15 protein-coding genes and 1 pseudogene are annotated in these 11,724 nt (G+C 40.7%); 8 read left to right on the forward strand and 8 right to left on the reverse strand.

From position 1 onward, the window contains the following. Nucleotides 1-30: 30 nt before the first annotated feature. The gene (locus JST56_00965; GenBank protein ID MBS1987546.1) at nucleotides 31-366 is read left to right on the forward strand and encodes a hypothetical protein; all 336 of its coding nucleotides are present in this window, start codon (nucleotides 31-33) and stop codon (nucleotides 364-366) included. Between the two features lie 165 nt (nucleotides 367-531). On the opposite strand, the gene JST56_00970 is transcribed toward JST56_00965, so the two are convergent. Further along, a complete protein-coding gene (locus tag JST56_00970; GenBank protein ID MBS1987547.1) occupies nucleotides 532-2,007 on the reverse strand; it encodes a hypothetical protein in 1,476 nt (491 codons plus the stop codon). A gap of 1,075 nt (nucleotides 2,008-3,082) precedes the next feature. Here JST56_00970 and JST56_00975 point away from each other — a divergent pair. From JST56_00975 to JST56_01000, 6 genes and pseudogenes are all read left to right on the forward strand, one after another. Then, complete coding sequence (locus tag JST56_00975) at nucleotides 3,083-3,223, forward strand: type II toxin-antitoxin system RelE/ParE family toxin (protein ID MBS1987548.1); 141 nt, start codon at nucleotides 3,083-3,085, stop codon at nucleotides 3,221-3,223. 17 nt (nucleotides 3,224-3,240) lie between these two features. Then, a complete protein-coding gene (locus tag JST56_00980; GenBank protein ID MBS1987549.1) occupies nucleotides 3,241-3,531 on the forward strand; it encodes an XRE family transcriptional regulator in 291 nt (96 codons plus the stop codon). A gap of 77 nt (nucleotides 3,532-3,608) precedes the next feature. Continuing rightward, nucleotides 3,609-3,917 (forward strand): helix-turn-helix transcriptional regulator, encoded by a 309-nt coding sequence (locus JST56_00985; GenBank protein ID MBS1987550.1) that lies wholly within the window; start codon nucleotides 3,609-3,611, stop codon nucleotides 3,915-3,917. 401 nt (nucleotides 3,918-4,318) lie between these two features. Continuing rightward, entirely contained in the window at nucleotides 4,319-5,476 is a 1,158-nt protein-coding gene (locus JST56_00990) for an ATP-binding protein (protein ID MBS1987551.1), read from the forward strand. 208 nt (nucleotides 5,477-5,684) lie between these two features. Next, nucleotides 5,685-5,822, forward strand: coding sequence for a hypothetical protein (locus tag JST56_00995; GenBank protein ID MBS1987552.1), 138 nt, complete (start codon nucleotides 5,685-5,687; stop codon nucleotides 5,820-5,822). 2 nt (nucleotides 5,823-5,824) lie between these two features. Further along, a pseudogene (locus JST56_01000) lies at nucleotides 5,825-6,096 on the forward strand (type II toxin-antitoxin system RelE/ParE family toxin). A gap of 44 nt (nucleotides 6,097-6,140) precedes the next feature. On the opposite strand, the gene fabF reads toward JST56_01000, so the two are convergent. Together fabF and acpP are read right to left on the reverse strand one after the other, a co-directional pair. Further along, on the reverse strand, nucleotides 6,141-7,409 hold the full coding sequence (gene fabF, locus JST56_01005; GenBank protein ID MBS1987553.1) for a beta-ketoacyl-ACP synthase II: 1,269 nt from the start codon (nucleotides 7,407-7,409) through the stop codon (nucleotides 6,141-6,143). 32 nt (nucleotides 7,410-7,441) lie between these two features. Further along, the gene (gene acpP, locus JST56_01010; protein MBS1987554.1) at nucleotides 7,442-7,690 is read right to left on the reverse strand and encodes an acyl carrier protein; all 249 of its coding nucleotides are present in this window, start codon (nucleotides 7,688-7,690) and stop codon (nucleotides 7,442-7,444) included. Nucleotides 7,691-7,892: 202 nt separating this feature from the next. On the opposite strand from acpP, the gene JST56_01015 reads away from it, so the two are divergent. Continuing rightward, nucleotides 7,893-8,210: a nucleotidyltransferase domain-containing protein gene (locus JST56_01015; protein ID MBS1987555.1), complete on the forward strand. Its 318-nt coding sequence runs from the start codon at nucleotides 7,893-7,895 to the stop codon at nucleotides 8,208-8,210. Nucleotides 8,211-8,386: 176 nt separating this feature from the next. On the opposite strand, the gene fabG is transcribed toward JST56_01015, so the two are convergent. The 5 genes from fabG to fabD all read right to left on the reverse strand — a co-directional run bounded on the left by fabG (nucleotide 8,387) and on the right by fabD (nucleotide 11,718). Next, nucleotides 8,387-9,145, reverse strand: coding sequence for a 3-oxoacyl-ACP reductase FabG (gene fabG / locus JST56_01020; protein MBS1987556.1), 759 nt, complete (start codon nucleotides 9,143-9,145; stop codon nucleotides 8,387-8,389). 9 nt (nucleotides 9,146-9,154) lie between these two features. Beyond that, nucleotides 9,155-9,319 carry a hypothetical protein gene (locus tag JST56_01025; protein ID MBS1987557.1) on the reverse strand — a complete coding sequence of 55 codons (165 nt, stop codon included), beginning with the start codon at nucleotides 9,317-9,319 and terminating at the stop codon, nucleotides 9,155-9,157. Between the two features lie 243 nt (nucleotides 9,320-9,562). After that, nucleotides 9,563-9,955: an IS200/IS605 family transposase gene (gene tnpA, locus JST56_01030; GenBank protein MBS1987558.1), complete on the reverse strand. Its 393-nt coding sequence runs from the start codon at nucleotides 9,953-9,955 to the stop codon at nucleotides 9,563-9,565. Nucleotides 9,956-10,079: 124 nt separating this feature from the next. Next, a complete protein-coding gene (locus JST56_01035; GenBank protein ID MBS1987559.1) occupies nucleotides 10,080-10,658 on the reverse strand; it encodes an Rpn family recombination-promoting nuclease/putative transposase in 579 nt (192 codons plus the stop codon). A 4-nt stretch (nucleotides 10,659-10,662) separates the two neighbouring features. Further along, nucleotides 10,663-11,718 (reverse strand): ACP S-malonyltransferase, encoded by a 1,056-nt coding sequence (gene fabD, locus JST56_01040; GenBank protein ID MBS1987560.1) that lies wholly within the window; start codon nucleotides 11,716-11,718, stop codon nucleotides 10,663-10,665. Nucleotides 11,719-11,724: the final 6 nt, after the last annotated feature.

Raw genomic sequence — 11,724 nt, forward strand, 5'->3', positions numbered from 1 at the left:
TTTTAACATATTATGCTTAAGGAGAATACCGTGTTGAATATGTGCAGAAAAATATTAATACTACTATTGCTTTCCCAGGGGTTATACACTACTAAGTCTTTTGCGGCTACAAAAGCTGAACTACAAGGAGCTGTTGAATCACTTATAAAGGAAATTGACACATTTGTAACAGATAAAATAGACCCAATAGTTGTGGCTGGAAATGCTCTTGTAGCTGAACAGACTACCGGCACTCTAATTGATGGATCAGGCGATGTATCCGCGACAGGAATTGGTTATGTACATGAAATAGCCGACGGGCTAACGGGAATTGAATTTAGAGAATTAGATCAAACTGATATTGATAAAATTTATATCCCGCAATAGGTTGATGCTGCAAATAATTAAGACTGAAAAAGGGCTTCGCTTTTTACGGCGAAGCCTTTTTCCATTACTTGGATCCCAACCTTGCCACGCCATAGCTTTATGCCACGGCGGGCCCCCCAAACTTCATATCTGAGCGAGTCGGTCAGTCTTTAATATCTTATTATATTAAACTAAGTTTCTGAACTTATTAATAAACGTGTATGTCTGAAACACATTCTGAATATCTTGGCAATCGTCTTGACGAGCTTGATAAACAGCGTATGATCGCAAACCAACTAGAGAAAGATGTGCAAGCAAATCTTGACGCGTATTGTTCTGAGGCAAGCTGTTCAAGTAAGCTTGAGCTGCATCTTTGGTAGCAAAACATGCTTTAACTTTCTCACCAAGTGCAACATACACCGCATGAAGGTTTGCTCTTTGGGCTTCAGCTGCAAAATCATCAGCGGTAGCTACTCTATGTAACTCTTCAGCTTGTACACGCAATGCTTGAAAATACGCAATAACTGCATCCACATTGCCACCATCAGCAGCAACATCAGGAGCAACTAAGCCATGAAGTGCACGGTTGATGTCATTAAACGCGCTGTTTGCATCTTCTACAAACAGACCTGCGCCCTTTTTACCTGAAAAAGCCCAGTTCCATCCAGCTTTAACACCGTTCCAGGTAGCCTTAACAGGAGCAACTGTTGCGTAGTAAGCAGGGGTAACGGTTGCATGGTACGCAACATTACCAACAGACTTTGCAGCCTTGCTGATCAAGCCAGGTTTTGCGAGGCGCTCTACTTCTTCTTGGTTTGCAGCATGAAAGCGAGCCGTGAGGTCTGCTTTTGCTTGAAGGATTTGAGCATCAAAAGCATCAACATCAACATCAGCAAGACGAGCTTTGCGTGCTGCACGGGCAACGATACGAGCTTCTGCCAAGGTATACATGTGAGCTTTATTTGCTTGAGCGGCTGTCATTGTTGGGATAGCATTAACTATAGTTATTGTAAAATTAGCAATATAGTCTTTGTAGTCTTGTTCGGCTATATCAGAACGACATAAATCGACAATCAAGATATCTTTAAGGGATTGGCCAATTTTGAGTTCATCACGTTGCTTAAGCAATTCAGCTTTTGCAGCATTATCAAGACCATTACATCTTTTTGCAATGTTCAAAAGAGTGATCATGTTTTTCTTGTTTACATACGCTTTAACAGCGTTGATGTAGTTAACAACTGAGTCATGAGCAACATCTTTTCGAAGTGTTTTAAGAAGAACAAGCTTTGCTTCAAATGCAGCTGCTGCATCTTCAACTTCAATAATGTCAGCTGTTTTATAGCCAGCGGCTACAGCTTTTTTGTTATGTTCGGTTGCAGTAGTTGAAGCTGCAATCAACTCAGTTTCTTTAGCAGCAATCGCTTGTCTTACTGAAGAACGTTTGAAACCGGCTTCTTGATCAATCAACGAAGTTCTAAGCGTATTTGCAAGGACTTGCTTGAGAGCAGCCTTGAAATCGGTAACTTTTTGACCGATGTTCTCAGCGGTAATGTTTTGGATAGCTGTAACTGGTTGAACAACAGCGACGGTGTCTGCATGCAATGAAAGCATGCCACAAAACGTAAGTGCAGCGGCACCTAAAGATCGTCTTACAAAATTCATAATAACCTCCATACGAATAAGAAATAGACGAAAAACATTTTCTACGAGTATTTTATATTATTCACATTGGTGAGTAATACTTCTGTTACTATAACAAAAGTAAATTCGGGCTGCAAACGGGGGGTGGTTTACAGGGGTGGCACCCCTGTAGGCTAGAAGGATGGTATTTGATGGATGGTTGTTATCCTAAACTCAAAGCTCAACCTGCTTTAGATTATGGTTTTTATCTAAACTCCCGTGTTTCGTAGGTACGCGGTACCTACCATCCTCCTACGTTCTACGAACTATGGCGGACAGGCCCGCCAAGGTACATCCCGCTCATGCTGAGTGCCCAGCTTGCTGGGTGTATCGAAGCACCTTGGAAACCCCACCAAAATTTGTCCAACTCTTAATTACTCTTTTTTCGAAGCCTTAGCAACGGGTTGGCTAAGTTCGCAAGGCGCTCAAGGCCACCCTGTTGCTTTAAGTTCACCAAAATTACTCTGTACCTGTTATAAATTCCGCCTGAGCTCTAACAAGCCGGAGCCTGTCCGCTTAAGTTCACTACGACTAAGCTCCCGACGTCGCCCTCTGGGCTATGGCGAGGCAGGCAGGATAAACTCTGTTCAAAGAACGAAGGCGGGAGCAAGGTTGAAGAGATTCAGCTGTGCGGCGCTCTTCGACTAAGCCTATACCTGCAAGTCGCACAGATTATTGACCCGTGTTACCAAATTTGATAACATTCTATTAGGTGTAAGCCATATTTTTTTAAAATCTCAAACAGGTGTTTTAATGAAAAAACATACCTCTAAAAAAGTTTTAACCGTGTTTTTCTATCAAGATAAACCGGGAAAAGCACCTGCTTTAGAATTTATATAACGCGAACTCGATAATTCAAATTCTTTGTATTGACCCACTGGCTCAGTTGATTATCGATTTTCTAGGATGTCATCCCAAACTTGATTTGGGATCCAGCTGAATACGTTACAACAAAGTTTTTTATACGATGGGATTTGATAAATATTATTGAAGCTTTTTTGATGGATTCCATCGATAATTTACGAATGAACAGGGCTTGTGGGAATTAAAAACCAATTTGAGTAATAGAATTGCTCGATTTATTTTTGTTGTCAGAGATAATCAGATAGCAGTATTGCATGGCTTTATTAAAAAAACTCAGAAAACTCCGCGACAAGAAATTGAACTTGCACTCAGTAGATTAAAGAAGCTGGAATAAAGAGAAGGATTTTAATCATGAAAAAATTCAATAAAAAGCATAGAGGGCAAACACTTGACAGCTTTCTTAAAGAAGAAGGAATTCTTGAGAAAACAGAAGCCGTTGCTCTTAAACGGATCATAGCATATCAATTGCTTGCTATTCTTGAAAATGAAAGCATCACTCAGACCGAGCTTGCTCAGAGAATGAAAACAAGTAAAGCTGCAATTAATAGACTACTCAACCCAGAAAACCCCTCAATCACTCTGTCTACTCTTTTAAAAGTTGCACATGCTCTTGGTAAGAATCTTCAGATCTCTATTGCATAACATTCAGCAGAGGTAAAGCAAAATGGATAAAAGACCTGATTATGAAACATTTAAGCTCAGTTAACAGAGAATACCCTATGAAAACAAAAAAGCTTAATGATTACATTCAAACTCGTCTTACAAAAAAAGAGATTGCAGCCATCGATAAACAAGCGCGGCTTGAAGTGCAAGCTCTTAAATCATTACAAAATGATATTACGTGCGCAATGAATGATTATATGAAGGAAAAAAACATTGGATTTAATGAGCTTGTGCAGCGATTGAATGTAAGCCCTGCACATATAGCCAAAATCAAAAAAGGTGAAGCAAACTTAACGCTATCAAGCATCGCACGTATTTTTGCACTACTTGAGCAAGAACCTCATTTAGTATTTAACAAAAAATAGTTAAAACTATGAATCAAAGACCAGAACAATACTCAGCAAGCGGACAGGTTGCTCCCCTATAACCCCACATGAAGGGGGGCTTGCGGCAGAACCTGCCTGCCGCGCACCAGAAAAGCAATTTCTCTATCACAATATCGTAGATTGCCGATCTGATAACGCTATTGACAGAGCCTACTATGAAATCAAGACTGAAGCACTCGGAAGTCAAAAACTTCAGTGTTATTCCGAATCTGAGAAGACAGAGTCGATTACCACATTTTATGTCTAAAGGATAACACTCCTTATTCAAGCCACCTCAGCAATTCCTGATTTTTGTTTAAAAATCGGGAATTGCACTCCGTAAATTAGTATTAAAATATGGACTTACACTCCGTAAATTACTACAATTATAAGGATCTACTATGAATAATTTGATTTTTAGGAGAATTTCTATGATTGAACGATATTATAAAAATCTTAGTAATTACATAAAGCAAAACCATGTTCTTATCATTTTTGGCCCTCGTCAAGTTGGAAAAACGACCCTTTTAAAAAGCTTTCTCAGTCAAACAACGCTCAAATACAAACTCGACTCGGGTGATAATATTCGTACACAGAATCTCTTAGGGTCGCAAGACTTTGATAAGATTTTGGAATATGCCCAAGGCTACAATCTTATAGCGATTGATGAGGCCCAACAAATACCAAATATTGGCATGGCGCTTAAAATTCTTGTTGATAATGTTCCAGGGCTTTCTATTATCGCTACAGGATCATCATCATTTGATCTGTCACAATCGATAGGAGAACCGTTAACGGGAAGAAAATCAACACTGACGCTTTATCCTATTGCACAACTTGAACTTTCAAACATGTACAATAAATATGAATTACGAGAGAAACTAGAAGATTTTTTAATTTTTGGTGGTTACCCGGCAGTTGTTTCTGCTCAAGCAAGACAAGAAAAAATAAGTATTCTTACAGAACTTGTTGATTCATATTTATTGAGAGACGTTCTATCGATGGAAAGAATAAAAAAATCTGAAACACTTTTAAACCTTGTTAAATTATTAGCATTTCAAGTTGGACAACTTGTATCTCATAATGAACTTGCAACACAACTTTGTGTCGATGCAAAAACTGTAGCTCGATACTTAGATTTACTTGAAAAATCATTTGTCATTCACAAACTTGGAGCTTTGAGTAATAATCCAAGAAATGAAGTTACCGGCAAGCAGAAATATTATTTCCTTGATCTAGGGGTACGTAATGCGGTTATTGCACAATTCAATCCTTTGAACCTGCGTAACGATGTTGGCCAATTATGGGAGAATTTTGCATTTATCGAGAGACTCAAAAATACAACCTATAAAGGATTTTATGGGAAGCGCTATTTTTGGAGAACATATCAGGGTCAAGAGGTTGATTTTATTGAAGAAATTGAACTTGAGCGAACAGCTTTTGAAGTAAAATGGTCTGCCAAGAAAAAAGTAAGTGCTCCTTCAGATTGGCTAGAAAATTATCCACAAGCCTCTTTTATTGTCATCACACCTGATAATTATCTCGAGTACCTAACCTGAACTTTTTTCAGCCAAAAACATGATTGCTTTTTTTATCTCTTCATCTGCATCAGCAGCAATTTTGGCAATTGCATAAAATGGACTCACTCTCCAGTTCTGCAAAAAATAGTCAATTAAGCGCTTCATAAGCCTCCATGGTTAAAAATCAGGGATAATTCTACTGCCCCATGTCTGAAAATCAGGCTTAATTTAACGGAATGGTGGTCAAATAGAGCATTGGGCAAAAATAGGTAAAATTGCAGAAAAAAATCCAGATTTAACCTATGAATTTATCAAAAGCATTCTTATTGCACAGCAAGAGGCAAAATCAAGTCATCTTGAATCATATAAGTTTGACGAGAAATAATTATGAATATTTTGCAAACTCCAACGTTGAGCAAGCAAGTAAAGAAACTCCACCTCAACCAAAAAAAAGAGTTGGACCAAGCAATAAGAATCATTATTGCTAACCCATCAGTCGGGGATATGAAAAAGCGTGATTTAGTTGGCATTCAGGTTTATAAATTTAAGATGATCAATCAATTAACCTTTATGAATTAAATGAGAAAAGTGGAGAACTTGAGCTCATTTTGCTTGCACTAGGATCTCATGAAAATTTTTACCGCGATTTAAAACGGTAACCTTCATAATAGATCCATAGATTAAAAAAATTAAAAACAGCCACTCATGCTTTTTTCAACACCACGACTGAATTGCCACCACCAAAGCCAAAGGCATTGGATAGCGCATACTCAACCGGCGCGCTGCGTGCAACTCCGGGAATGTAATCAAGATCGCACAACGGATCAGCCGTTTCTAAGTTAATGGTTGGGGGGAATTTTTGATTATGCAGCGCCAATGCAGTGAATGCTATTTCAGCTGCTCCGGCAGCTCCCAGCATGTGCCCAGTCATGCTTTTAGTGCTGCTCACCAGCAGATGATCTGGTGTTACGGGTAACGCATGGTCACCAAATATCGTTTTGATAACGTGCGTTTCAATGCGGTCACCCATCACGGTTGCTGTTCCGTGAGCATTAATGTACCCCACTTGTTCAGGAGTTATCTGCGCATCATCCAGAGCCAGGGTGATAGCACTACACGCGCCGCGCCCTTCTGGATGCGGAGAGGTAATGTGATATGCATCGGCCGATGCACCGTAGCCTACAACTTCAGCATAAATTTTTGCACCACGTGCACGAGCATAATCTTCTCGTTCCAAGATCAAAACTGCTGCACCTTCGGCCATAACAAAGCCGGTGCGCTGCGCATCAAATGGACGGCTTGCGCACGCAGGATCGCCCGACCAACTGGAAAGTGCACGCATGTTTCCAAAACCTGCAAGTGATGCCGGAACCACGCAACTTTCTGTACCACCAGCCATCATGTAATCAGCATAGCCGTCGCGAACCGCTCGAAATGCAAGACCAAGCGAATCGCCACTTGAAGCACATGCATTGGTCAATGCAAGCACCGGCCCCTGAAGCTCATGGTGCATGCTCAGCCAAGCGGGTGCAAGATTGTTAATTACTTTGGGAATTGCGAAAGGGGAAATTCGTTTTGGCCCCTCTTTTTCCAGCGTAAGCACCACGTCGGAGATAGAACCCAGTCCGCCGATGCCAACGCCCAGGTAGGTCCCAAAGCGTGTTCGATCTGCTGGATGCGTGGCGCTCAGGCCTGCATCATGCAGCGCTTCGTGCCCTGCAATGAGTGCCAGGTGGGTGAAGCGATCGGTTTTTTTTTGATCTTTTGCATCAAGGAGTTTATCAAGTGTCTCTTGTTCGTTGCGAACAAAGCCTGCGGGATAGGGGTGGTATCCTTGCATGGCGTAACGGTCTTGGGCTTTAATTCCTGAAGTTCCTGCAAGCAGTGCCTGCCAGCTCTCTTGTGTTGTGTTGCCAAGCGGAGTAACAAGCCCAATACCGGTAATGACAACGTGATGTTTTTTTGAAGTCATAGCTGTTTTAACTGTTTCGTTGTAAAAAATAGTTACTTGGTGCGAGCAGTGTGGATGAGATCTGCGGCTTCTTGAACTGTTTTAATTTTTTCAGCATCTTCATCACGAATTTCGATGCCAAAAGATTCTTCAAAGCTCATGATGATTTCAACAACATCAAGAGAATCTGCGCCAAGCTCTTTGAATGTTGAAGATGGAGCGATATTTGCTGCAGGGATGCTCAATTTTTCAGCGATGATAGCGGTTACTTTGCTCAGTGAATCTTCTTTATTAAAAGCCATAATAAACTCTCTTTAATTTTAAATTTTATTGTTCTACTCATTTACGTAACGACATAGAAAAAATAAATTCTAGCGTTACGTTAGCATAGGATAACCAAAATAAATATTTTTTCTAGACTAGCGCTCCCAGGGTGCCTTGCAAGAATATAAAAACAACGGTAGGTTAAGAGTATCCAACTTTTTTATAAGAAAAATTTAAGCAATGAATAAACATATTAATCAAAAATATCAAGACGCTATTGTACGAGCTCTTGAATATCATTTTCCCAACGCAAAAATTATCCTATTCGGCTCACGCGCACGCGCAACACACAAAGAAGGTGCTGATGTTGATGTTGCAGTTGACACAGGGGAACGCATCCTACTCAGGGAAATACAAAGAGCTCGAGTAACTCTTGAAAATCTCCCTATCCCCCTTATTGTTGATGTTGTTGATTTTCACAATATCCCTCCATTACTCCAAGAAACAATTCTTGACGAAGGTATCATATGGAAAAATTCAAACTCCAGTGGGAAATAACGACACAAGCTTTGGCACCGAAGAAACGGGAGAAATGCTTATCAACATGGCTGACGACAGAAATGCGACCACTCACCGATATGATATCATTCAAACTCGAGAGATACTTAATTCTCTTCCTGCTTACTGTCAATGCATGCAAACAATTTTAAATGCTATAAAACCACTATAAAATTTTAAACCATGCCACCGTTGATGGCAATCACCTGCCCGGTAATGTAATCAGCATCCCCTGATGTCAAGAAGGCAACGCAGTGAGCAATATCATTACTTGAGCCGAACCGCTTGAGTGGAATTTTTTGCAAAATTTCTTGCTTGATATGATCAGTCAATTTATCAGTCATAGTTGTTTGAATAAAGCCCGGGGCAAGGGCGTTTACAAGAATATTGCGGCTCGCATATTCAAGCGCAAGCGATTTAGTGAGTGCACACAGCCCCGCTTTGCTTGCTGCATAATTTGCCTGACCTGGATTACCTGTTTGGGCAACAATTGAGCTGATATTGATGATATATGATTGTGATTGCTTGACCATTCGTTTGAGCGCTTGTTGGGCACAAAAAAATGAACCCTTGAGGTTTACGTCAAGCACAATATCCCAGTCTAATTCTGACATACGGAGTGCAAGTGCATCGCGCGTGATGCCTGCATTGTTAACAAGCACCTCAAGCGCCCCGCTTCCTGTCTGATTTTCACGCTGCGCATCAAGCTGTGCATACAGTTGTTCAAAACCAGCTTTAATTGAACTCGTATCGGCTACATCTACCTGGATGTAAACAATACCCTGAGCGGTAAGTTCCTGAACAACTAAAGCTGTTGCATCGATGCAATCAAAGACATAAAGCTTATCACCGCGAGCATGAAGATGATCAACAATTGCTCGGCCAATGCCCTGCAACCCCCCGGTTACCAAAACATTTTTCATGATCAAGGACATTCTAAATTATTATTTTTTCTTAAGTTGCTTAACTTCTTCAATGGGCAAACCAGTCATTTGAGAAACTTTTTCGGGATTCAGCTCTGTTAATAATTGACGAGCCAGTGCTCGACGTTCTTCTTCCCGCCCTTTTTCAATGCCTTTTTCAAGACCCTCTTCGAGTCCTTTTGCCATCCCTTTTTCCCAAGCAAGTTCCTTTGAGGTTTGCGCATCCGTTTCACGAACAAACGCATCATCGTAAGCGTTAAGCTCGTCCTCTGACCACGCTGCACGTTGTGCAACTTCGCATGCCTCTTCAAACTCTCCACGAGCGAGTGGAGCTGGAATCTGCGTCTGTTTTTTAATTGACTTATTGAAGCGGCCACGGCTTAAAAGCCATGGAATCCGCCTAGTTGTAAGATAACTTTTCTACCTTCATCACTGGTTTTTAACGTAATTTTTTATCGTTTCAAGATTACAATGCCCAACTGTTTCAGCAAAAAATCCATCGCCCCAGAAACTGTCACCCCAGTAAAATTCTTTTAATTCGGGGAATTCTTGCCTTATAACCTTGCTGCTCTTACCTTTAAAAAGCTGAACTATCTTACTTATTGCTACATCAGGACGAAATTGTAAAACCATATGCACATGGTCTGGTTGAACATTTAATTCTTCAATATTCCATCTATTAACATCTGCGCATTCACGTAATAATTCATCAATTCTTTTTGCAAGATCCCCCTTCAAAATTCTTTTTCTATATTTTGGTATCCAAACTATGTGTATCATAAGCCGATATTTTGTATGCGCACCTGTCCAATATTTCTTCATAGACCACAGTATGACAACATATTTTTCAGATCGCAAAAGACCTACGGCCTTTTCCCATCTTCATTTTGGCGGCTTGTAAAAACAAGACTAACGCTTTTCCCTGCGCCGCCCAACGGACTCGCATTCATCCCCAGGCTTCAAAGCCTTGGGGTATTCTGCTCAGGCCAATAAAGTAAATCCATTTATCTTCGGCAGACTTAAGCTCAGATTCTTTTTTCTTAAATTTGGGTAATTCAACAAAAGCAAAGTAAAGCTGGTCAAGATCATTCTCACCTGTTTTTGCATCGGCTATATGATGAATTGATTTATACTCACGCTTATCTGGAAACATCGTAAAATCAATGATTGCAACAACGATAACAGGGAATAATTTGTGATACGGTTTTCCTTTGCCCAGCTGCATGGAGTAAGTTTTTGCACCATAGTAAACCATCCGCTTACCAAATTCCTTAACTTTCTCAACCTGCATTTCAACAATGTACTGACGGCCAACATGATCAGTGCACAAGATATCAAGAATATTATCTTTTTTCAGCCGAATAATTTCATGCTGTTCAGTGTTGAGAAAGATAATTGATTTGATGGCTCTATCACCGGTATATTCCAAGATTGAATTAAGAAATGAAATCGTAATATTTTTGTGCTCTTCTGAACCAAAAATTTTTTTGAAAGCCACATCATTCCGAGGATCAAGAAACACCATAAAACTACTCCTGATTCTCTAACTTCTCATCAGCCTCTTTTTCAGCTAACTGCTCAGCTTTTTGTTCAGCTTTTAATTCCTGCTCATGCTCAAGATCCATCTCGAGTTCAGACTTTTGAACCTCTTTACCAAGCAGAGCCAAAAATTGCTCAATATCACTTGGCGTGTTGATTGCCATCACCTGCTTGTCAGGCCATTCGCGCTTGAGCATTTTGGTAAGCTTAGCACCCGGACCAACTTCAATGATGATATCGCAGTCATTAAAATGCTCCATTGATGGCCACCAGAGAACATGACTACTCATTTGACGAACTACAACATCTTTGAGCTCTTCATGCTGCATGACAGGCTTTGAGGTGACATTAGCAACCAAGGGAACGGTCAAATCTTTAAAATCGACTTTTACCATGTACTGAGCAAATGCCTCTTCGGCCTGCTTCATGAGTCGAGAATGAAATGCTCCCGAGACGTTGAGAGAAATTACTTTTCCACCGGCTGCTCGCACATCGTCTGCAACCGCTTCAAGCTCCGGAACCGTACCTGAAATAACAAATTGATGTGGGGTATTGTAGTTAACGACTTCAGCAACGCGATCATTCCCTGACGGATCGTCATGACGAGCGCACAGATCCTGGACATCTTGATAGTCTAAGCCCAAGACCGCAATCATCGTCCCTGGAAGTTGTACGGTAGCCTCTTCCATAAAAAGTGATCGCTTTTTGAGCAGATACAACGCATCTGAAAAACTCATGCCGCCTGCAGCAAAAATTGCCGCATATTCGCCAGAACTGTGTCCTGCAACTATGGCAGGTTCAATGTTGTATTTTTCTTTGAGTAATGCAACCAGTGCTGCGCTCACCAGGAAAATTGAGGTTTGCGCATTGACGGTTTCTTTAAGTTCTCGCTCGGATGAAGCAAAACAAAGTCGAACAAAATTATTTTCAAGACAACTGGATGCTTGTTCAAAATATTCTTGAACAATGCGTTCACGATCATAAATATCTTTAGCCATGCCAAGTGTTTGAGCACCTTGGCCGGGGAATATCATGCCTATTTTCATAGCTAT

Source organism: Candidatus Dependentiae bacterium (genome assembly GCA_018266175.1).
Lineage (GTDB): Bacteria > Babelota > Babeliae > Babelales > RVW-14 > JAFEAY01.